Below are 21,716 nucleotides of genomic sequence, written 5' to 3' on the forward strand. Positions count from 1 at the left end.
TAGTCAGGCCAACGCCTGTGCCAACAGGTGGATCGGATGCTCACAGCGGAAGCTGGTGCTCATCTCGATCTGCCATTTGCAGGTCTCGCAGTCGGTGATCACCAGATCGGGGGAGAGGCGATTGATCTGATCAAACAGCCCTTCGCCGATGGTCTGGCTGGTCTGGTAGTTCTCCGACTTGAAGCCGTAGGTGCCGGCGATACCGCAGCACTGGGACTCCAGTACCGTCACCTTGACCCCGGGAATGGCGCGCAGCAATTCGAGGGTGTAGATGACGCCCCCCATTTTTTCCATGTGGCAGGGGGTGTGGTAGGCGATGTGCAGATTGAGCGGCTTCATCGCCGGTTTGTTGCCCTTGTAGAACTCGTTCCACAGGAAGCGGGTCACCAGCGAGATGCGATCCCGTACCTTGTGGTTATCCTGCTCCAGCAGGTGGGGGTATTCGTCCCGCAGGGTAAAGCCGCAGGTGGAGGAGGTAGCCAGCAGCGGCATCTCGTTGCCCAGCAGGGAGTTCTCCATCTGCTTGATATTAAAAGCCGCCTGCTGCTTGGCCTTGTCCATGAAGCCGTTGGCAATCAGCGGCACGCCGCAGCACTTCTCTCGCTCAAGTAACTGCACGCCGATGTTCATGGCGTTGAGCACCTGTACCAGCTCCTTGCCGAGTTGCGGATGGTTGTAGTTGACGTAGCAGCCGTGGAAGTAGGCGATCTGCCGCGCAAAGCGGGACTGAGATTCTTTTTGCTTCTTGTACCAGCCGCGGAAGGTGCCTTGGGAGTATTTGGGCAGGTCGCGGTGGGAGGAGACCCCCAGCGCCTTGTCCAGCACCAGCTTCATCGGCTTGAGGCCGGTGGTGAAGTTGACAACCGGGGCCATCAGGGTAGACATGCTGCCCATCAGATCGGTGTGGGAGAGCACGAACTCGCGGATCCCCGGTTTGAAGCCGCTGTATTGGTGCTTGGCCTTGGCGATGATGTCGCCGATGCGCACCCCGCTCGGGCAGGCTACTTCGCAGCGTTTGCAGTTGGTGCAGTGCTTGAGGGCGCTGTCAAAGAGCTCGGGGCTCTTGATCCGCAGCCGCTCCCCATCCGGGCCCGCCTGTTTCGGGCCGGGGTAGGCGGGGTTGGCCTTGGCCACCGGGCAGTAGGCGGTACAGACGGTGCATTTGATGCACTGATCGAAAGTTTGGTTGGCGTGATCCAGTAGCATGTCAGTTCTCCTCCCGGCGATGATGAAGACACGGGATATGGGACGTAGTAATCATTGGGCCGCGCCCAGAATATGGCCGGCAGCCTGCCAGCCGGTGGCAATGGCGACACCAGAACCAGACCCCTCCTTGATGGGGTCATAGTGCGCCAGCACGCTGCCTGCGCCATAGAGGTTGGCGAGCGGCTTGCCGCCACGCAGCACCCGCAGCTTGTCGTCGGTCTTGACCCCGAAGCCCATGAAAGGGTGGTGATCGAACAGGCGGCGACCGGCCCAGGCGTCACGCTCCTCCAGACTCAGCACATCAGCATCGAAGATGGGTTCGCGAATGCCGCGCAGACGGGACTCCAACCCACGGCTGAAGAAGCTGCCGGAGGCGAGCACGAAGTTGTCGGCTTCAAACAGCTGATCATCGCCATTCTGGGTGTGTACGCCGACCACCCGGTCACCTTCGTAACGGGCGCCCAGCACCCGCTCGCTGGTGAGGAAGGTGCCACCAAGGGCCATAAAGCGGCGCTTGAGCGCCTCCTGCATCCGCATCCCGATCAGCGATGGCGGCATGGTGGCCACCTCCTTGATGGTGCAGCCGGTACGCTGCTCCAGCTCCGCCAGACGCGGGCCAACCAGCCCCAGCGACAGGCAGGCGGGCAGCACGATATGGCGGCAGCCGGGTACACCGCTCTCCTGCACCATGCGGCTGATCTCGCGGGCCAGATCGGCCACCAGATGATGTTTGTCACACAGACGGGCGATGTCGGCTGAGCGAAACTCGTGGGGATTGCGGCTGAATTCCGCCAGCTGGGGCAGGCGGATTTCGCCAGTCAGAATGCGGCAGTGGGCAAAACGCGGATGGGTCGCCAGATTGGCGGCCGCCAGTGCCGGATGAAAGTCGCGAAAGCCCTCGAGGGTGGCCAGCAGCAGTACATCCGGGATCGGCGCATCGGTCACGCAGGCACAGGTATCGGGGGAGAGCCAGGTCCGCTTGAGGGTGCCGATGGGGGTCAGGCGCAGGTGATTGGTGTCGTGGCGAACCAGCGGCAATCCCTGTTCGGCGCAGTGGCGCTGCAGATCGGCCAGACTCGCTTCGATATTCTGCATTCCGACTTTGCTGTAGGGGTGATCCGGATGGGCAGCCATAAAGGCGGGCAGGGCGGCGCGGGGATCTCCCTCGCTTTCCAGCAGATCGACCGAGCCGGAGGAGAAGTGCAGGGCACTCTGGCCGGATGCCATCAGCAGGGTCTTCTGGCCTGCCTCCACCAGCCGCAGGGCAGCCGAGAGCCCCGCCATGCCACCGCCGATAACGATATTGTCAAACTTCATGACGGCTCTCCTTGTGAGTGGTCGCGCTGGTTGAGCCGCGTGGGGTATCGGCAACCAGTTGTGGCGCCGTCCATTCCCCCAGGCCAAACAGCCCTTCGTAGATCCAGTAGGTGAACTCGGCCTCGCGCAGGGCATCGCCCCACAGAACGGGGCGGGTTCCCTTGTAACGCTCCTCAAGGAACTGGCGCAGCATGACGCAGGCCTGACGGCCATCGGCCTTGCCGTACTCCTGCATCAGACCGGCGGCGCGGTAGGCGCACAGCTCGCCCTGACAGGGGCCCATGCCCAGACGGGTGCGGCGGCGCAGGTCGATGAGGTTGTCTACATCCAGCTCGCGCAGGGCGTATTCAATTTCGCCCGCGGTGACCATTTCGCACTCGCAGATGAGGGCGTTGGCTTTCGGATTGTCACGGAAGAAGGCGATGACCCGCTCGCCGTGGCGGTATTGGGCCGACCCTTCGGCAGGCACCGAGAGACCGGGGGCGGAGACCTTCTCCGGATCCCGCGAGCCGGGCAGATTGAGCTCGGCAGTGCGGCAGGGCTTGTTGTTGCCGAGCTTCTTGGCCAGCAGATCGGTGGCCCATTCGGCCATCAGGCGGTAGGTCATCAGCTTGCCGCCGGTGATGGTGTTGAAGCCCTTGAGGCCATCGCGCTCGGCGTGATCGAGCAGCACGATGCCGCGGCTGATATTGCGGCCGCTCTCGTCGCCATCCACCGCTACCAGCGGGCGAACGCCGGCGTAGGCGCGCAACAGACGGGTGCGCGCCATGATGGGGGCAAGCTTGATCCCCTCGCGCAGCAACACTTCGACCTCTTCCGGTTCGACGGTGAGCTGGTCAATCTTGTTGTAATCGATACGACTGGAGGTGGTGCCGATGAGGGAGATGGTATCGCCCGGCACCAGAATGTCCGCATCCGCCGGTTTGCGGGCGCGGTTGAGCACCAACTGGTTGATGCGGTAATCCATGATGAGCAGGGAGCCTTTGGCCGGGAACATGCGGATGCCGAGATCGGCGTATTCGCAAATTTGCTGGCCCCAGATGCCTGCGGCGTTGATCACCTCCTGACACTCCACCTCGAACGCTTCGCCGGTGCGAGTGTTGATCGCCTTGACGCCGTGTACCCGATCCTGAGTGCGCAAGAGTCCCAGCACCTTGCTGTGGGTGAAGATGCGCGCGCCATGCTCTTTGGCGTCCAGCACGTTGGCGGCGGCGAGGCGGAACGGGTCGACCGTACCGTCCGGTACATGGATGGCGCCGATCATCGCCGGGTTAGCGTTGGGCTCCATGCGCAGGGCTTCACCGGGATCGAGCTGGCGGGTTTCGATACCGGCCAGAGCGCAGGCATCCATAAAGGTGGTTTGGAAATTGATGTCATCTTCCGGCAGGGTGAGGAAGAGGCCGCCCGTGTCTTCGACACAGTGGCTGGCGATCCGCTTGAGGATACGGTTTTCCTGGATGCATTCGCGGGCGGACTCCTGATCCGTCACCGCGTAGCGGGCACCGGAGTGGAGCAGGCCGTGGTTGCGGCCGGTGGTGCCGGCGGCGATATCATCGCGCTCGAGCAGGATGCAGTCGATGCCGCGCAGTGCGCAATCGCGCATGATGCCGGCCCCTGTGGCACCGCCGCCTATGATGACGACTTGTGTAGTTATTCTTTTCATTGTTGCCCGTCTCATCTCTTCCAGATGAGGCCAGTGTGGCCTACTTCTGAGTGGAAATGTTTGATATGGGCCAAATTTGCGTTCGCAAGCGCTCATTTGCTCGCGCGTTAATGAGCATTATGTGACATTTGTCACGCTTGTTATCGCATCGGTTTGTGGGCTGGTGGCGAATAACAGGCACAAAAAAGGGGCATCGGATGCCCCTTGTCACTGTTTGACGAGTTTGGTGGGTGTGTGATGCGTCAGCCGCAGCACTTCTTGTGCTTTTTGCCGCTGCCACATGGGCAGGGATCGTTGCGTCCTGCCTTGAGGGGCGCCGGATCCTGCTCTCCCTCGGTGTAGACCCAGCGCCCCTGATAACGCACGAAGCGAGAACGCTCATGGAGGCAGTGACGCTCATCCCCGTCCAGAAACCAGGCTTTGAACTCCACCATCCCGGTTTCATCCTCCGGGCCGCCCTGGCTGGCGATGATCTCGAGACCATCCCAGCGGGTGTCGATGCGTGAAAGCTCTTCGGCGGTGAGACCGCCAAGGTGGGCCGGGTGCCAGCTATGGACCAGATACTCCCCCAGACCGAGCACAAAAGCACTGTAGCGCGAGCGCATCAGCTGCTCCGGGGTGTCAGCTACAGCGCCACTGTGACGTGAGCCACAGCACAATTCGAGAGAAAGGGTTGAGCCGCAAGGACAAAGATTCATGATTTTCACGTTCTGGCCGATTTGTTTAAGGGAATTGTAACGAAAGCTGGGCTCGCCCTGCCAGCACCTATACTGATGAGTAAGCAAGGAATTCCAATAAAAACAGCTGCAAGGATGTGAAAGATGACGCTAAAGCAGAAAATCCTGTTACTGGGTGCAGTCCCCGTACTGTTGATGGCCCTGGTGGTCAATCTCAGTAACTACATGGTCTCCAAGAGTGATCTGGAGTCTGATCTGGTGGTGGCGAGGGAAAATGCCATCAAGGAGCGTAAAGCGCTGCTCAGCAGTTACATCATGATGGCCAAAACCGCCGTCGATGCCGTGTATTCCCTGCCGGATTCACCGGAAAATCGTCAAAAGGTCAAAGAGTTGCTCAGGCCGCTGCGTTACAGCAGTGACGGCTACTTCTTTGTCTATGACTTCGAGGGCAACACCATACTGCTGCCGGTGCGTACCGAGCTGGAGGGGAAAAACCGCTGGAACGACAAGGATGCCAAGGGCAAATTGCTGATCCAGGAGATCCTCAAGTCGGCCCGTCAGGGGGATGGTTTTACCGAATACTGGACGGCCAAGCCCTCCATCGGTCGCGATGCTCCCAAACTGGCCTTTACTCTGGTGTTGGACAAATACCAGTGGGCCATTGGTACCGGTTTTTATATCGATGATATCGACAACGAGCTGGCAGCCTTGCGGGCAGAGCGCGAGAGCAATATGCACGAGTCGCTGCAGAGCAGTGTGCTGGTGATCCTGCTGATCCTCGGTATCACCCTGGCGGCGACCGTTATTGTGGGCAACCGGGTCACCAAGCCGCTGGCGGATGCGGTGCTGGCATTGAACGATATCGCCAACGGCGACGGGGATCTGACCCAGCGCCTCAAGGTGCAGAGCCAGGACGAGATTGGCCAGCTGGCCAGCGCTTTCAACCGCTTTGTCGAGCGGATCCAGTCGGTGGTGAGTCAGGTGGGCGAGACCAGCAACCACCTCTTTAGCGCGGTCGACAAGCTGCACCATTTGAGCGAACACTATGACCATCAGATGCAGGGCCACAGTCGCGAGACCGACCAAGTGGTTACCGCAGTGACCGAGATGAGCTCCACCGCGCAGGAGGTGGCGGCCAGTGCCTCCAATGCCGCGACAGCAACCAGCGATGCGGCTCGTGAATCGGACGCCGCCCGGGGGGTGGTGAGCGGGGCTATCAACAGTATCAACCGGCTGGTGGGGGAGGTGCATACCGCCTCCGGCGTTATCGAACAATTGGCGCAAGAGACCGCCAAGATCGGCTCGGTGGTGGAGGTTATTCGCGGCATTGCCGAACAGACCAACCTGCTGGCGCTGAACGCCGCCATCGAGGCGGCCCGCGCCGGTGAGCAGGGACGCGGCTTTGCGGTGGTGGCAGACGAAGTGCGTTCGCTGGCCGGCCGTACCCAGCAGAGCACCAAGGAGATCAACGAGATGCTGCAACGTCTGCAGGGTGGGGTGAAGCAGGCGGTGGATGTGATGCAGGCGAGCGAGGATCGCAGCCAGGAGACGGTGCAGGAGGCGAGCCATATCGCCAGCTCCCTCGACAGCATGGTGATGGCGGTCAGTACCATCAACGACATGAACATCCAGATCGCCACCGCCGCCGAGGAGCAGCACGCGGTCTCCGAGGAGATCAACAAGAACCTGGTGGCCATTCAGCAGATTGTCAGCGAGCTGACCAGCGCGGCGGTGGAATCCAACAGCACCACCCGCGATCTGGCCAGTACCGGCGGCAAATTGCGCAAACTGGTATCGCAATTCCGTTATTGATCTTGCAATGGTCCGTGACGGCAACCACAAGATGTGGCCTGACCCCCGGTTCAGGCCGCACTTTATTTGGGGATTGACCAATAATGTGTGAAAATTGCCAGCCTCTTTTTTTCAGCCTTTGCCCCATACCCTATGAATGAGATCGTGAAAGGTAGTATCGATTTGATCCGGCAGCTCAACTACGGCCTGGTCTATGCCAGTCTGGAAGAGCACAAGGAGCTGTCGCGCACCGATCTCTCCCGCCTGACCGGTCTCTCGCCAGCCAGTATCACCAAGATCACCCGGGAACTGCTCGATGGGGGGCTGGTGGTCACCTGTGGTGAAAGTTCAGTGGGGCGCGGCCGTCGTCAGACCTTGCTGCGCATTAACGAGCGCCGCTTCCAGTTTCTCTCCATGCGTCTCGGCCGTGGCTACGTGGATATGGCGCTGTTTGACTTTTCCGGCCGTTCGCTGGCCCGCCAGCGCCACCTCTTTACCGAGGAGGAGCGCGCCGATCTGCTGGGCAGTCTGGTGCATGCCATCAAGGTGTTTTTGCCGAGAAAGTCCCTTAGTCTGGCCTGCATCGCCCTCTGTCTGCCGGGTCAGGTAGAGCGCCACTCCGGTATGGTCAAGCACTTCCCCTTCTACGATCTGCGCAACTGGCCCCTTGGCCCGACTCTGCAACAGGCGTTCTCGGTACCTGTGCTGGTGAGCGGTGACGTGCGCACCTGGATCCAGGCTGAGCGGGAGTGGGGTGCCGCCAAAAATTGTGCCGATGCGGTGCTGGTGTTTGTCCACAACGACATCGGGGTCGGCATGGTGGTCAATGGTCAGCTCATCGAGAGCGAGAATGCGCTGCTTGGCGATCTCAGCCACCTGCAGCTCGAACCCTATGGCCAGCGCTGCTACTGCGGCGGCTTTGGCTGCGCCTGCACCCTGGTGACCAATCAGGCGCTGGAGGCGCAATACCGGGATCTGCGCGAGCGGATGCAGGAGCACGACTTGCCCGAGAGCGTCACCATCCGCGAGCTGTGCGAGCTGGCGCTGGCAGGCAACAGCCTCTGTCAGGATATTCTCCATCAGGCGGCGGGCCGCCTCTCCAAGGTGCTCTCCAATCTCATCTGCCTACTCAACCCGGGCAAGCTGCTGCTGGGGGGGAAATCACCCGTGCCGATCGGCTGCTGTTCCCCATGCTGCACCAGTCGCTGGCCAGCCAGTTGCCAGCCGAATATCTGGTGCGGCTGCAGATTGAATCCACCCACTTCTACGAAGATCCCACCAAGCCCACTTCGGTGCAGGTGCACAAGGCACTGCGCGATGGCAGCCTGTTGCTGGAGCTGCTGCGCAGCTGTCAGGAGTCGTAAGGCAAGAGGAGTTGGCTCTGCATCTGGCGAAAGGGGCAGGGATTGCTGTTCCGCCAGCGCGTAACTCGGTACAATCTTGCGCTTTTCCGGCAGCCCCCTGTTATCGCGCCTATGGCGCCGTGACATGTTGGCACCGCAGCCGTTCCTGTTTTGACTCCAGTTGTGAACCTAGATGAAGCCTGTTCCTGATCACGCCGTCAACCGCCTGCGGGCCTGGCGCAAGAGTATCTCTACCCGACCGTTTCTTGCCCGTGGCGGCACCCTGGCCCGCTGTCCGGCCTGTCAGCTGCGCGAGGATTGGTGTGCCTGCGAGTGGCGCCCCGAGCTCAAAGCGGAGGCCGGTTTCTGCCTCCTGATGTATGACAGCGAGCCGATGAAGCCCTCCAACACCGGTCGCCTCATCGCCGATGTCTTGCCGGATACCACCTGGGCCTTTCTCTGGTCGCGCACCCAGCCCCATCCCGAGCTGCTGGCCCTGCTGGCCGATCCCGCCTGGCAGCCCTATGTGGTCTTTCCCGCTTGCGAGAAGGCGCCTGCCCGCCTGACCGGCGAGGTGACGCTGGCACCGGGTAAAAAACCGCTCTTTATCCTGCTCGACGGCACCTGGCCGGAGGCGCGCAAGATGTTCAACAAGAGCCCCTATCTGGACGGTTTTCCGGTGCTCGCCATCAAACCCGATACGCTCTCCACCTACGGTATGCGGGTGGCCAACTGCGAGGAGCACCTCTGTACCGCCGAGGTGGCGGCCTGCGTGCTGGAAGTGGCGGGAGAGCTCAAGGCGGGGCAGGCACTGCAGCACTGGTTCAACTTGTTCAGCAGCCGCTACATGGCCGGGCGGGTCAGCCGTTTCCCCGGTGCCGATGAGGATCATCTCTGTGAGGCGCTGGCGGCCATCAAGGAAGCGAACGTCGCTTCAACGGCTTGCTAACTGGCCTTCTGAGGGGGGGGCCAGGGGCATGGCCGCTCAAATTAATGAAAATCAGGAATCAATTGGCTGCCACTGTTTCGTTAGATTCATGGTCAGTGGCTCGCTAGGATAGCGGACAGCCTGTGCCCCCCCGCACAACGTCGTTTTGGTTATATCCGGTTGCTCGACCCTTCGGGCAACCCACTCTCGTGAGGTCTATGGATGGAATTGGAACTGGTTACCCTGTTTGCCCTGTTCGGTGTAGCGCTTGTCGCCGGCTTTATCGATGCCATCGCCGGTGGCGGCGGCCTGTTGACGGTGCCTGCTCTGCTGGCCACCGGCATGCCGCCCGCGCTGGTGCTCGGCACCAACAAGCTGCAGAGCAGTTTTGGCTCCTTCTCTGCCACCTGGTTCTATGCTCGCAAGGGGTTGTTGGAGTGGGCCATGATCTGGCCTGCGGTGATCTGCACCTTTATTGGTGCTGCCATCGGCACGCTGGCGGTGCAGACTATAGACGCTGCCATTCTCGAGCGCCTGCTCCCTTTCCTGCTGATGGCCTTTGCCTGCTACTTCTACTTCTCGCCGCGGGTAAGCGATGCCGAGAGCTCCCGCCGTCTGACTCCCATGCTGTTTGCGCTGTTGGTGGGGGGCGGGGTCGGCTTTTATGACGGGTTTTTCGGGCCGGGCACAGGTTCGTTTTTTGCCATCGGTTTCGTGGCGCTGGCAGGCTTTGGCATGGCGCGCGCCACCGCCCATACCAAGCTGCTCAACTTCACCTCGAATATTGCCTCTCTGCTGTTCTTTGCGCTTGGTGGCAAGGTGGTGTGGAGTGTCGGTTTTTGCATGGCGTTGGGGCAGTTTATCGGCGCTCGTTTTGGCTCCAAAATGGTGCTGAAAAAAGGGGTGAAGCTGATCAAGCCGCTGCTGGTGACCGTCTCCTTGCTGATGTCTGCCAAGCTGGTGTGGAGCCAGTATCCGGAGCTGTTTGCCTGGATCTGATGTGCGCCTTGCTTGCCGCATCGCAATTGTTAACGGGGCCCTTGGGCCCCGTTGTCACATCTGGTGTTTTACAGCGCTAGCTCGGCGTGTCGCTGCGGTGACGAAAGTGTTGTTGCAGGGCGCTCACCAGCCTGGCGATCCGCTCTCGCTTGAGGCTGTTTGGCCGGTAGACCAGATGGAGGGGGCGGCCCAGCCCGGGCATTGGACGCGCCATATCCCCCTGTTCTCCCACCTGCCCCAGCAGGCCAGCGGGGAGCAGTACCGGGCCAATGCCCGCCTTGGCGAGTTCGATGAGCGCCAGATAGGAGTCGAGCTCCATGGCGGGCTCCAGCCCCAAATCAGCCAGCGGTTGACGCAGGTAGCGGTTGGAGGGGTTCTCCAGATCCATGGTGAGGATCTTGCGCCTGCTTTCTGCGCTGGCTGGCGGCAGGCTCTGCTGCGCCTCGCCCACCAGATAGAAGGGCTCCTCAAGCAGCAGATCGGCGCCGAGGCCATGGCCGGGAGGGAGCCGACCGGCGCAGATGCCGAGCAGGGCATCGCCGCTGCGCACCCGTGCCAGAATGACCGGCGTGTGGTGGGTGGAGAGGGCAAGGTGGGGATCGCGCTCCAGATAGTCGCGCATAAAGTGGGCGAGATAACCGGCCAGCAGGGTTTCGGAGCAGGCGATGGGGAGGGGGCTCTGATCCGCCAGATCCTGGCTATCGGCCAGCACTCCTTTCATCTCTGCCAGACTCGGGGCCACTCGCTCAAGCAGCTCCTTTGCCTGCGGGGTTAGGCGGATCTGGCGCCCCTCCGGCTCAATCAGCTTCTTGCCAAGGCGCTGCTCCAGCTGGGCAATTCGCTTGCTCACCGCCGACTGGCTGATATAGAGGCGACTGGCCACCTTGGCCATGGTCCCTTCGCTCGCCAGCAGGCTCAGCGTCTCCAGCCCTTCCAGTAACATCTCGCCCCCTTGTTTATCGCCATCAGGATCGTCACAGATTGATCAGCGCTACCTTAGGGGCTGACTGGCTCAGGAGCAAGGGTCGTTTGCTGCCTTGGCCGGTCGAATGCGCCACTCGCTTAAGGGCGGCGCGAAGATCACCAGATTGCCGATGAGGCTTACCACCACCCCGGCCACCGAGACCGGCTGCCAGACAAAGCCTTCATAGAAGGTAGATAGGGTAAGCGCCACCAGCGGAAAGAGCACGGTGGCGTAGGAGGCCTTGCTGGCACCGATGCGCCCCACCAGGGTCAGGTATGCGGTAAAAGCGATCACCGAGCCAAACAGGGCGAGGTAGACCATGGCCGCCAGATAGTGGCCATCGGTCGGCACCACCAGTTGCTGCCCGAGCAATGTGACCCAGCCCAGCAACAGCACCACGCCGTAAACCATGCCCCAGGGCACCAGTTGCAGTACGTGATAGCCGTGGCGTTGGCCCCGGGCCGAGACCAGATTGCCCAGCGAAAAGCAGAGGGTGCCGCCGCAGGCGAGCAGCAGCCCCTTCCAGCCGTTTGCACCCAGTTGCGCATCTGCCAGCACCGGCCAGAACAGCAGCAGGGTGCCAAAGAGTCCCAGCAAGGAGCCTTGCAACCAGCGCTGGGTGGGGTGCTTGCGCTCGAACAGCCAGAGGTTGAGGCCGTTGAAGATGCTGGCACTGGCGAAGATCACCGCCGACATGCCGCTCGGGATATAACGGGTGGCGTGGTAAAAGCAGAGAAAGTTGGTGGAAAAGAGCAGGGCACCGAGCAGTGCGGCATAGCGCTGGCCGTGCCAGGGGAGGCGTGGAAAGCGGCCGCTGGCGGTGAGCAGGGCAAACAGCGCAACCGCCGCCAACAAGAAGCGGTAGAGCACCGACACCTCGATGGGGATGGGGCCAAGTTGCCAGGCGATGGCAATCCAGGTGCTGCCCCAGATAAGCACGGTGGCAAGATAGAGCATCAGGTTCATCACAGTTCCGGTGAGTCAGGGAGAGATGACCCACTATGGGGCGAGCCCTGATGGCTGGATTGCACCATCTTGCGGTTTTTCATCGCCCTGCGCTGTCATCTGCGGGCGCGGTCGGTAAGATGGATGGCAGCGGGATAACCCGTACACATAACCGGAACAGGTGGCAGGGGCGAATGAAAACAGCAGGGGTATTATGCACTGGTCAGCACCGGCGCCCGGCTGGAGGACGCTTGCTGGCTCGAACCCGGGCTCGGGGTGGCCAGTTGGCGCAATTGCTATGACCAGACCCGCTATCACAAGCCGGGCCACCACACCCTGAGCGTCTATCTGCAAGGAGGCGAGCAGACCGAGCGACTCGACGGGCCGGGTGGCCACGGCGGCACCGGCAAGGTGTGCATCATGCCGGATCACCACAGATCCGAGTGGCTGGTGCGCGAAGAGTTCCGATTCTTTCATCTCTACTTCACCCCGGCTCACCTCACCCGTATCGCCGAGGAGGTGTGTGACAAGGAGGGGCGCCACCTGCAACTGGTGGACAAGACCTTTATCGACGATCCGCAGGCGGCTTCGCTGGTGCAGCGCCAGTTGATGCAGCTGGAGTGGCAGCACGGGGTCGATCGGTTGGCGCTCTCCCACGGCGCCTGGATGTTGATCCTCCACGCCTATCGCCACCACACCGAGGAGGCTCCCGGTCTGCCGCCTCTGCGCGGCGGGCTGGCGCCGGTGGTGATCAAGCGGGTGCAGGAGTATCTGCAGGCCCATCTGGCCGATTCGGTCACGCTGACAGAGCTGGCCCAGCAGGCGGGGCTGAGCGAGTATCACTTTGCCCGCATGTTCGGCCAGAGTCTCGGCTGCCCGCCCCACCGCTATCTGCTGGGGCTGCGGCTCAAACGGGCCAAGCAGCTGTTGGCCGGCCCCGAGCCGCTGGCCAGTATCGCCAGTCAGTGTGGCTTCTCTTCCCAGGCCCATTTCGGCAATCGTTTTCGCGAGGCGTTTGGTTTGACGCCGGGGCAGTGGCGGGCGCAATTGTCATCTTCTCGTCACAGATAACCCTGAGACTTTGGACAAAAGAGGTGTACTCTCTACCACTTATCCATTGAAAGGAATGCCCATTGAATTATCGCAAACGTCAAATCCGTACCCGTCATCTCTGGTTCAGCCACTGGAATGCCCCGCAAGATCGCACCGCTGTTGTTACCCCTCCCGAACCTGCAGTGCCTCACAGTTCACGTTGAAAAAGCCCCGCCTGCGATAGGATTTTTCCGGTAACTTTGCCACTATTGCCCCATCACAATGATGTGGACATGGCTGGATGTTTCTGGAACGTATTGAAGTCAAAGGTTTTCGCGGTATAAATCGCCTATCGCTCGGGCTGGATCACACCACAGTGCTGATCGGCGAGAATACCTGGGGTAAATCGAGCCTGCTGCGCGCCCTCTGGTGTCTGCTGGGGCAGGATGCCGAGCCCTATCAGTTCACCGCCGAGGATTTTCACCAACCGGAAGATCCCGAATTGGCCCCGGCGCGCCACTTGCAACTGGTGCTCACCTTCAGTGAGCACAGACCCCAGATGTGTCAGCACTCCCGTCGGCTGGCCCGTCTTTGCCCCTCCTGGGTGCTGCACAAGGACAAATTCCACCGCATTCACTATCGCGCCAGCGCCGAGCTGCAGGCGGATGGCTCTGTGCTCACCATTCACGACTTTCTCGACGGGGTAGGCAAGAGCCTGCCCATCGCCAACACCCACGAGCTGGTCTGCATGCTGATCACCATGAACCCGGTGTTCCGGCTGCGGGACGCCCGTACCGCTCGCAACGGGGTGGAGACATTGCAGTGGGGAGATCTCTCCGAGCATCGCTTGAGCGAGCTGGCAGACAAGCTGATCGACGAACCCCAGCGGATCGGCGAGCCGGAGCTCAAAGAGGCGTTGCAGGCGGTGCGCCAGCTGATGGATCACTACTTCAACGCCCTGGCCCCCATCAAGAACAAGCCGCGCAGTCAGCGTGACATCATCAATCGCCCCATGACATTGCGCAATCCTGGCAACCTGCATACCCTGCTGCGCCGCGCCGATAACCGCGCGCTGCAGCTGGCGATGGCGGGGATGGCGGCTACCCTGCTGCAAGCGCGTGGCAACCGCGAGCTGGAGGAGGGGGCCCGCCCCATCATGATCCTGGAGGACCCGGAGAGCCGGCTGCACCCGACCATGCTGGCTCTGGCGTGGGGGCTGCTGGAACAACTGCCGGGCCAGAAACTGCTCACCACCAACTCGGGGGATCTGCTCTCTTCCCTGCCGCTCAATCAGGTGCGGCGGCTGGTGCGCCGTCAGCAGGATATCCTCTGTCATCAGCTGGGGGGCGAGCGTTACAGCAGCGACGATCTGCGCAAGATCGCCTTCCACGTGCGGATTAACCGCCCCATGTCGCTGTTTGCCCGCTGCTGGCTGCTGGTGGAGGGGGAGACCGAGATCTGGCTGCTCTCCGAGTTGGCGCAGATCTGCGGTTACAGTCTGCGGGCCGAGGGGGTACGGATCATCGAGTTTGCCCAGTGCGGCCAGTCGCCGCTCATCAAGGTGGCGCGGGATTTTGGCATCGAGTGGCACCTGCTGACCGATGGCGACGAGGCGGGGCTCAAGTATGCCGCCTCGGCCCGTGGCCAGCTCAAGGGCGAGCGGGAGCGGGATCGCTTGACCCAGTTGCCGGCGGCGGACATAGAGCACTACCTCTATCACAACGGTTTTGAAGCTGTGTTTCGTCGCGAGGCCGGGGTGGGCGGGCGCGCCATGTGGAGCGCCAGTCACATCATCAACAAGGCGATCCATCACCGCAGCAAGCCGGGAATGGCGCTGGCGGTGGTGGAAGAGGCGGAGCGGCTCGGCGCCGAGCATATTCCGCCGGTGATCCGCCAGATGTTTGCCCGGGTGGTGGCGCTGGCCCGCGGTCAGGGCTAAAGCCAGCGCCGTATCCCGTCCCTATGGACATGGCTGCCAGCAGGGCACCCTTCAAGGTGGGCCCTGCTGGCGCAAATTGCCCCGGATTGTTTGCCCGCGATTGTTTGTCGCGATTGGGGATAGCCGCCGGTTTGGGTATACTTGCCCCTCTCTGGCGCCCCGGTGGCGCACCTCGAATCTTTACTGCTGGAGGCGTCGTGTTCGTCCAACTCCCTTTTTGGCTCTTTCCTCTCACCGGATTGATGGCGCTTGGCGCGCTGATCGCCCTCGGTATCGTGCTGTGGCGCGGTGATATCTGCCCTGGCCAGCGCTCGCGCATCAGTCAGCAGCTCTTCTCCATCTGGGTCATTACCGCGCTCTCTCTGATGCTGGCGGTGGAAGCCAAGGCGGCCAGCTGGCTCATCTGGAGTGGTGGGGTCGCACTGGTGCTCGGAGTTGGCTTGTCGCTGGCCCAGTCACGGCTGGAGGGCAAGCGCTCAGTCCCCTCGACACTGCTCTGGCTACCGGCGTTGCCGCTCGCTCTCTATGGCATCGGGCTGTTGCAACTGCAGGGCTGGGTGAGCGGTCTGCTGCAGATGGCGATGCTGGGGGCGGCTTTTGCCCATCTGATGCTGCTGCGGGCCCGTCATCGCCTCAAGGCATTCAACACCCTGTTGCCGCTGGCCGGTCTGATGGGTGCGATGGCCAGCCTTGTCTGGCTGGCAGTGCTGGTGGGCTGGCAAGGGGGCGAGGCCAATCTCGATGCCCTGATCCCGGCGGTGGTGACCCAGGCAGCGCTGCTGGTGGCCTCTCTGCTGCTCTGGTTCAGCCCGCTCTACTTGCAGCGTGATACCGCGCCAGTGGTGGTCTCCACCTCCCTGTGTGGCCTGCTGATCGCCCAGATTGCCGCTACCAGCGTGTTGCACCAGCTGATCTGACACTGGCGCTGAAAAGAGAAAGCCCCGAGCCAACACTCGGGGCTTTTGCATATCTGGCTTGCCGGTATCGCAGCCATCCATTAGCAGCAATTAAGCCGCAGTTATCTATCAATAGAAGTCGTCGGCCCCGCAGATAAAGAGGCAGCTGCTGCGCGGTTGGGCGAGATATTCGCGGGTCAACCCCTCCAGTGGCATGCCGAAGGTGCAGATATCTTGTGGCGAGGGGAGGGCGGTATCGAGGATCCGCCGCCAGTAGCCGCCGACCCCCTTGGGGGGGCTCGGCAGGTTGAAGGTGAGGGGTTCCCAGTAGGCGTTGAACAGCACATAGAGCGCCAGCTTGGTCTCGCTCGACAGCGCCGACATGGCGATGGCGTGGGAGTGGGGGCTGAAATCCGGTTGCCCGGCGTTGACTCCGTGCCAGCAGATCTCGCTGTGGCGCAGGATCTCGGTGAGCGACAGCGGCATGCTCTCCTGCTCCGGGCGCTGGAACAGGTGTTTGCGGTATTGGATCAGCTCCTTCATAAAGCGGAACATCTCCTGACTGCGGGCATTGGGCAGCCAGTTCATCCAGCAGGTGGCGTTGTCCTGACAGTAGCCGTTGTTGTTGCCCCGCTGTGTGCGCAGCAGCTCGTCTCCCATCAGCAGCATGGGGGAGCCCACCGAGAGCAGGGTCGCCACCATCATATTTTTGGCCTGGCGCATCCGCAGGGCGTTGATCTGGGGATCTTCCGTCACCCCTTCGTGGCCGTGGTTCCAGCTGAAGTTGTGATCGCAGCCGTCACGGTTCTCCTCCCCGTTGGCCTCGTTGTGCTTGCTGTTGTAACTGGCCCAGTCCCACAGGGTAAAACCGTCGTGGCAGGTAACGAAGTTGATGCTCTTCTCGGGATCGGCGTGGTGATAGTGGTAGATGTCGGGGCTGCCGCAGAGCCGCTCGACAAAGGCGGTGACGCTGTTGTCATCCCCGCGCAGGAAGCGGCGCACATCATCCCGGAACTGGCCGTTCCACTCACGCCAGCGGGCGCCGGCCAGTGACCCCACCTGATAGAGCCCCCCCGCGTCCCAGGCTTCGGCAATCAGCTTGATGTCGGCGATGTTGGGGTCGGTATCTATGGTGCGCAAGGTAGGCGCATTGGCCTGCGGCTGACCCGATTCATCCCGCGACAGAATGGCAGCCAGATCAAACCGAAAGCCATCGACGTGCATCTCCTGACGCCAGAAGTGGAGGCTGTCCATGATCATCCGCAGCACCACCGGATGGGCGCCGTTGAAGGTGTTGCCGCAGCCCGAATAGTTGGTGTCCTTCTGGTTGTTGTCGAGGATGTAGTAGGCCTCGTTGTCGATGCCGCGAAACGAGAAGGTGGGGCCATCATCACCCCCTTCGGCGGTGTGGTTGTAAACCACGTCCAGGATCACCTCGATATTGGCCTTGTGCAGCGCCTTGACCATGTCGCGAAATTCGGTCAGCGGATCATCGCCGCAGGCGTATTGGGCGTGGGGGGCGAAAAAGGACATGGGGCTGTAACCCCAGTAGTTGGAGAGTCCTTTGGGCGCATCCTGAGGATCGAACTGGAACACCGGTAGCAGCTCGACGGCGGTGACACCGAGAGATTGCAGGTAGGGGATCTTCTCAATCAGCCCGAGATAGGTGCCACGCAGCGCCGGATCGACCCCGGAGCTCGGGGACTTGGTAAAGCCCCCCAGATGCAATTCGTAGATCACCGAGCGGGAGAGGGAGTGAGCGGGCAGTTTGTCTCCTTCCCAGTCGTAGTGGCGAGTATCGACCACCTTGTTCTTGGCGCAACAAGCCAGATTGCTGCCTGGACGGGCCGCCGCCCATCGATCGTAATTGGCGCCAAGCTCGATGCTGCGGCCGTAAGGGTCGAGCAACACCTTCTCGGCATCGAAGCGGGTGCCGCCATATGGGCGCCACGGGCCCTGAATGCGATAGGCGTAACGTTGCCCGACCGAGATCCCCTCCACATGGATATGCCAGTAGTAGGCGGTGCGGTTTAGGCGCGGGGAGAGGGGGATCACCTCGGGGGTCGCATCGTCTGCGCTTGCGAAGAGCAGTAGTTCGACCCGGCTGGCGAGGCGTGCCCAGATCGCGAAGTTGACGCCGTTACTGTCGGGTGTGGCCCCCAACTGACGGCAGTGACCGGCGGAGATGCGCATATTCTACCTACCCAAAATGAGGAGTGTTCACCTTATTGAGTGTAGTGCCGGATGCCTGGCAAGGGCTCGATTGCCTGAAAAAACAGCATGATGCTGCTAATGACCGCACTATTTGTCCGATTAATCTACGAATAAACTTTTTTTGAGATATTTACTTGCAATCTGTGCGCTGGCGCCTATTATTGGCGACCTCAGACGCGGGGTGGAGCAGCCCGGTAGCTCGTCGGGCTCATAACCCGAAGGTCGTCAGTTCAAATCTGGCCCCCGCAACCATCTGAGATCCTGACCAGTCAAGCCGGTGTAACCGGTTGGTGGGAAAGGAGAAATCGAACTGGCTACTGCTCGGCCACTTCGAGAAAAATTCGGACGCGGGGTGGAGCAGCCCGGTAGCTCGTCGGGCTCATAACCCGAAGGTCGTCAGTTCAAATCTGGCCCCCGCAACCATCTGAGATCCTGACCAGTCAAGCCGGTGTAACCGGTTGGTGGGAAAGGAGAAATCGAACTGGCTACTGCTCGGCCACTTCGAGAAAAATTCGGACGCGGGGTGGAGCAGCCCGGTAGCTCGTCGGGCTCATAACCCGAAGGTCGTCAGTTCAAATCTGGCCCCCGCAACCATCTGAGATCCTGACCAGTCAAGCCGGTGTAACCGGTTGGTGGGAAAGGAGAAATCGAACTGGCTACTGCTCGGCCACTTCGAGAAAAATTCGGACGCGGGGTGGAGCAGCTCGGTAGCTCGTCGGGCTCATAACCCGAAGGTCGTCGGTTCAAATCCGGCCCCCGCAACCAACTTTTCGTCAGCTTGAGATTGTGTAAACAGTCGAAAGCAGACAAACACCATCAAGCTACTGCTCGGCTTGAGGGTGACAATTCGGACGCGGGGTGGAGCAGCTCGGTAGCTCGTCGGGCTCATAACCCGAAGGTCGTCGGTTCAAATCCGGCCCCCGCAACCAACTCTTTCGTCAGCTTGCGATTGTATAAACAGTCGAAAGCAGACAAACGCCATCAAGCTACTGCTCGGCTTGAGGGTGACAATTCGGACGCGGGGTGGAGCAGCTCGGTAGCTCGTCGGGCTCATAACCCGAAGGTCGTCGGTTCAAATCCGGCCCCCGCAACCAACTCTTTCGTCAGCCTGCGATTGTGTAAACAGTCGAAGGCAGACAAACGCCACCAAGCTACTGCTCGGCTTGGGGGTGACAATTCGGACGCGGGGTGGAGCAGCTCGGTAGCTCGTCGGGCTCATAACCCGAAGGTCGTCGGTTCAAATCCGGCCCCCGCAACCAACTCTTTCGTCAGCTTGCGATTGTATAAACAGTCGAAAGCAGACAAACGCTACCAAGCTACTGCTCGGCTTGGGGTGACAATTCGGACGCGGGGTGGAGCAGCTCGGTAGCTCGTCGGGCTCATAACCCGAAGGTCGTCGGTTCAAATCCGGCCCCCGCAACCAACTTTCTGTACGTTCCCTTCCTGCATTGCCAATCATTGAACAATCCTTCTTGATGCTCGTCACCATCTGGTGATTGCTGCTATTTCTGACGCTTTTTCAAGACCAAAACTGGTCGTATCAACCATTTGTTGGGTATCATCAGGTATCTCTTCATGGATGAGGCACGCGCCTGTGATCACTCCCTTCACCTATCTTCCTCCTGCTATTGAAAGCCGGGATGCCACGCTGGCCGAAGCCCTTGCCCAAGGGCTGCCGTTGCAACTGCTGCTGATCGCCGAAGAGCAGAAGGAGTCCTTGCTTTCGCTGCCCGCCCTTGCGGGTCTCCAGACCCAGCTTGCGCTGGGGAAAAAAGCGCCCTTTACCCTGATGCATGGCAATACCCTGTTGCAGGTGATGTTTGTGGCCGGCAGTGTGACGCGGGATCACCGCCTCTATAAACAGATCCGAGGCTGGATTTCTCCTCTTTCTGGGCTCAATGTGGAGCGCCTCGGGCTGCATCTGGAAGGTTTTTCCCCCTCCGAGCGAGTGATGCTGGCCGAAGTGATGTTGTCAGCCCTGCTTGCCGCCAATATTTCGTTGCCCACCAGTAAGCGCCGCAGTGAAAGCAGCTGGAGCTATCAGCAGATCAAGGTTTCACCCGCGGTGGTGCTGGACTTGGCACGCCTTTACAGCGAAGCGGGGGGGAACGGGCTGGCTCGCCATCTGGCGGTGTTGCCTGCCTCCGAGCTGACGGCCGCCAGCTATCGCGAGTTTGTCAGCAAGCTGGCGCAAGATGAGGGGTGGCAGTGCCATCACTATGATCAGGCGCAGCTGGCCGAGTTGGGGGCAGGGGCGTTTCTGGCCGTTGCTCGTGGCTCGGAAGACAATCAGGGGGCCATGGTCAAGCTCAGCTACTATCCACCCAAGCCGGTGCGCCGCATTGCACTGGTGGGCAAGGGGATCTGCCACGACTCTGGCGGTTACAACCTCAAGGTCTCTGGCAGCATGTATGGCATGCATCTGGACATGGGGGGGAGTGCAGTGGCGCTCGGCACCCTCTACGCTATCAGCCGAGCTCAGCTACCCTACGAGGTACACTGCTGGCTGGCCATTGCCGAGAACCATATCGGCCCTCACGCCTATCGCCCCGGCGAGGTGGTGACTGCCATCAATGGCACCTCCATCGAGGTGGTCGATACCGATGCCGAAGGGCGAATGGTATTGGCCGACACCCTGGCGATGGCGGTGCAGGATACTCCGGATCTGCTGCTCGATTACGCGACCCTGACCGGGGCCTGCAAACGGGCGCTGGGTAGCCGCTACAGCGGCGTCTTTACCAATCGCAGCGAATGGATGGCATCATTGGTCAATCTGGGTCAGCGCAGCGGTGAACGAGTCTGGCCCTTCCCGCTTGATGACGATTACGACGACAACATCGAGAGCGAGTGGGCGGATCTGTTGCAGTGTGCGCCTGGCAGTTCGCCGGATCACATCGATGCGGCCCGTTTCCTCGCCCACTTCGTGCCCGAACAGACCCCCTGGCTGCACTTCGACCTGAGCGGTTTTCGCAACAAGGGGGGCAATGGGGTGGTCTCCAGCGAAGTGACCGGCTTTGGCGTGCGTCTCACGCTGGATCTGCTGGCCAGCCCGCTTGGCAGAGTTGGTCGCCAAGCCTCTGAACAATCTGAATGATAACAAGGATTTCTGTGAAACAACCAAGCTATGACTGGGTGCTGTTCGATTTGGATGAAACCCTGCTCGATTTTCCGGTCGCCTCTGCGCTGACGCACACTCTGCAGATCTATGGCGTACAGGCTGATGACGCCAGCATGGCGCAGTACCACGCCCTCAACCACGGGCTCTGGCAGCAGTACAACGACGGCGAGATCGATGCAACGGCGTTGCAGCAGACCCGCTTCTCCCTCTTTGCCCAGCAGGTCGCCGCCGATCCCATGGCAATGAACAACACCTTTCTGGAGCAGATCATTGCCCTTAGCATGCCTCTCGAAGGGGTGGTCGAGACCCTGCAGCAGCTGCGCAGCAAGGTGCGGATGGGGATCATCACCAATGGTTTCAGCGTGCCTCAGCGGGGGCGGCTCGGCAAACTGGGCTGGAGCGAGTGGTTCGAGCCGCTGGTGATCTCCGACGAGATCCGGGTGACCAAGCCGGCGCCAGCTATTTTCCAGCACACCCTCTCCCTGATGGGGCAGCCAGATCCGGCCCGGGTGCTGATGGTGGGGGATAACCCGAAAACCGATATTGCCGGGGCGGCGGCGCAGGGGCTGGCAACCTGCTGGTACAACCCGGCGCGGCAAGCGGGCGAGTGCGATGCAACCCACGAAATCCACCACTTCGCCCACCTTGCCGACATTGTGCTGGGACGCTGATAGCCAGGCTTAA

The 21,716-nt window shown here is 61.1% G+C and carries 15 protein-coding genes, 8 tRNA genes and 1 pseudogene; 17 read left to right on the forward strand and 7 right to left on the reverse strand.

Features of this window, described 5'->3' with window-relative positions; all coding sequences use genetic code 11:
* Nucleotides 1-3: 3 nt before the first annotated feature.
* The 4 genes from glpC to ACTG2W_RS01025 form a co-directional block, all read right to left on the reverse strand.
* Complete coding sequence (glpC, locus tag ACTG2W_RS01010; protein ID WP_158111129.1) at nucleotides 4-1,206, reverse strand: anaerobic glycerol-3-phosphate dehydrogenase subunit GlpC; 1,203 nt, start codon at nucleotides 1,204-1,206, stop codon at nucleotides 4-6.
* Nucleotides 1,207-1,257: 51 nt separating this feature from the next.
* A complete protein-coding gene (gene glpB / locus ACTG2W_RS01015; RefSeq protein WP_440015976.1) occupies nucleotides 1,258-2,523 on the reverse strand; it encodes a glycerol-3-phosphate dehydrogenase subunit GlpB in 1,266 nt (421 codons plus the stop codon).
* Complete coding sequence (gene glpA, locus ACTG2W_RS01020) at nucleotides 2,513-4,186, reverse strand: anaerobic glycerol-3-phosphate dehydrogenase subunit A (RefSeq protein ID WP_106843835.1); 1,674 nt, start codon at nucleotides 4,184-4,186, stop codon at nucleotides 2,513-2,515. Before glpA ends, glpB begins: the two co-directional genes overlap by 11 nt.
* 242 nt (nucleotides 4,187-4,428) lie before the next feature.
* Nucleotides 4,429-4,884, reverse strand: a complete 456-nt coding sequence (locus ACTG2W_RS01025; protein ID WP_081990741.1) for a YchJ family protein — start codon at nucleotides 4,882-4,884, stop codon at nucleotides 4,429-4,431.
* 123 nt (nucleotides 4,885-5,007) lie between these two features.
* On the opposite strand from ACTG2W_RS01025, the gene ACTG2W_RS01030 reads away from it, so the two are divergent.
* From ACTG2W_RS01030 to ACTG2W_RS01045, 4 genes and pseudogenes are all read left to right on the forward strand, one after another.
* Entirely contained in the window at nucleotides 5,008-6,675 is a 1,668-nt protein-coding gene (locus ACTG2W_RS01030) for a methyl-accepting chemotaxis protein (protein WP_106843836.1), read from the forward strand.
* A 132-nt stretch (nucleotides 6,676-6,807) separates the two neighbouring features.
* Nucleotides 6,808-8,018: pseudogene (locus tag ACTG2W_RS01035) on the forward strand (ROK family protein).
* 172 nt (nucleotides 8,019-8,190) lie between these two features.
* Nucleotides 8,191-8,946, forward strand: coding sequence for a tRNA-uridine aminocarboxypropyltransferase (locus ACTG2W_RS01040; RefSeq protein ID WP_106843837.1), 756 nt, complete (start codon nucleotides 8,191-8,193; stop codon nucleotides 8,944-8,946).
* Nucleotides 8,947-9,147: 201 nt separating this feature from the next.
* A complete protein-coding gene (locus ACTG2W_RS01045; RefSeq protein WP_005333472.1) occupies nucleotides 9,148-9,924 on the forward strand; it encodes a TSUP family transporter in 777 nt (258 codons plus the stop codon).
* Nucleotides 9,925-10,000: 76 nt separating this feature from the next.
* Here ACTG2W_RS01045 and ACTG2W_RS01050 read toward each other — a convergent pair whose 3' ends face one another.
* Nucleotides 10,001-10,867 (reverse strand): LysR family transcriptional regulator, encoded by an 867-nt coding sequence (locus ACTG2W_RS01050; protein WP_106843838.1) that lies wholly within the window; start codon nucleotides 10,865-10,867, stop codon nucleotides 10,001-10,003.
* Between the two features lie 69 nt (nucleotides 10,868-10,936).
* Complete coding sequence (locus ACTG2W_RS01055; protein ID WP_106843839.1) at nucleotides 10,937-11,854, reverse strand: DMT family transporter; 918 nt, start codon at nucleotides 11,852-11,854, stop codon at nucleotides 10,937-10,939.
* Nucleotides 11,855-12,052: 198 nt separating this feature from the next.
* On the opposite strand from ACTG2W_RS01055, the gene ACTG2W_RS01060 reads away from it, so the two are divergent.
* The 3 genes from ACTG2W_RS01060 (at nucleotide 12,053) to ACTG2W_RS01070 (ending at nucleotide 15,721) form a co-directional block, all read left to right on the forward strand.
* Nucleotides 12,053-12,904 (forward strand): helix-turn-helix domain-containing protein, encoded by an 852-nt coding sequence (locus tag ACTG2W_RS01060; protein WP_440016534.1) that lies wholly within the window; start codon nucleotides 12,053-12,055, stop codon nucleotides 12,902-12,904.
* Nucleotides 12,905-13,166: 262 nt separating this feature from the next.
* Nucleotides 13,167-14,804, forward strand: a complete 1,638-nt coding sequence (locus ACTG2W_RS01065; protein WP_106843841.1) for an ATP-dependent endonuclease — start codon at nucleotides 13,167-13,169, stop codon at nucleotides 14,802-14,804.
* A gap of 197 nt (nucleotides 14,805-15,001) precedes the next feature.
* Nucleotides 15,002-15,721, forward strand: coding sequence for a hypothetical protein (locus tag ACTG2W_RS01070; RefSeq protein ID WP_106843842.1), 720 nt, complete (start codon nucleotides 15,002-15,004; stop codon nucleotides 15,719-15,721).
* A gap of 108 nt (nucleotides 15,722-15,829) precedes the next feature.
* Here the strand turns inward: ACTG2W_RS01070 and glgX are convergent, their stop codons facing one another.
* The gene (gene glgX, locus ACTG2W_RS01075) at nucleotides 15,830-17,893 is read right to left on the reverse strand and encodes a glycogen debranching protein GlgX (RefSeq protein WP_058058466.1); all 2,064 of its coding nucleotides are present in this window, start codon (nucleotides 17,891-17,893) and stop codon (nucleotides 15,830-15,832) included.
* 196 nt (nucleotides 17,894-18,089) lie between these two features.
* On the opposite strand from glgX, the gene ACTG2W_RS01080 reads away from it, so the two are divergent.
* The 10 genes from ACTG2W_RS01080 to yjjG all read left to right on the forward strand — a co-directional run bounded on the left by ACTG2W_RS01080 (nucleotide 18,090) and on the right by yjjG (nucleotide 21,703).
* A tRNA-Met gene (locus ACTG2W_RS01080) sits at nucleotides 18,090-18,166 on the forward strand.
* 94 nt (nucleotides 18,167-18,260) lie between these two features.
* A tRNA-Met gene (locus ACTG2W_RS01085) sits at nucleotides 18,261-18,337 on the forward strand.
* A gap of 94 nt (nucleotides 18,338-18,431) precedes the next feature.
* Nucleotides 18,432-18,508 (forward strand) — tRNA-Met (locus ACTG2W_RS01090).
* Between the two features lie 94 nt (nucleotides 18,509-18,602).
* Nucleotides 18,603-18,679: transfer RNA gene (locus ACTG2W_RS01095), tRNA-Met, on the forward strand.
* An 87-nt stretch (nucleotides 18,680-18,766) separates the two neighbouring features.
* A tRNA-Met gene (locus ACTG2W_RS01100) sits at nucleotides 18,767-18,843 on the forward strand.
* 88 nt (nucleotides 18,844-18,931) lie between these two features.
* Nucleotides 18,932-19,008: transfer RNA gene (locus tag ACTG2W_RS01105), tRNA-Met, on the forward strand.
* An 88-nt stretch (nucleotides 19,009-19,096) separates the two neighbouring features.
* A tRNA-Met gene (locus ACTG2W_RS01110) sits at nucleotides 19,097-19,173 on the forward strand.
* 87 nt (nucleotides 19,174-19,260) lie between these two features.
* Nucleotides 19,261-19,337 (forward strand) — tRNA-Met (locus tag ACTG2W_RS01115).
* Between the two features lie 171 nt (nucleotides 19,338-19,508).
* The gene (locus tag ACTG2W_RS01120; protein WP_106843566.1) at nucleotides 19,509-21,008 is read left to right on the forward strand and encodes a M17 family metallopeptidase; all 1,500 of its coding nucleotides are present in this window, start codon (nucleotides 19,509-19,511) and stop codon (nucleotides 21,006-21,008) included.
* A gap of 14 nt (nucleotides 21,009-21,022) precedes the next feature.
* A complete protein-coding gene (gene yjjG, locus ACTG2W_RS01125; protein ID WP_005333455.1) occupies nucleotides 21,023-21,703 on the forward strand; it encodes a pyrimidine 5'-nucleotidase in 681 nt (226 codons plus the stop codon).
* Nucleotides 21,704-21,716 lie beyond the last annotated feature (13 nt).

Origin of the sequence: Aeromonas sp. 96A (assembly GCF_051919165.1) — a bacterium.
Lineage (GTDB): Bacteria > Pseudomonadota > Gammaproteobacteria > Enterobacterales > Aeromonadaceae > Aeromonas > Aeromonas veronii.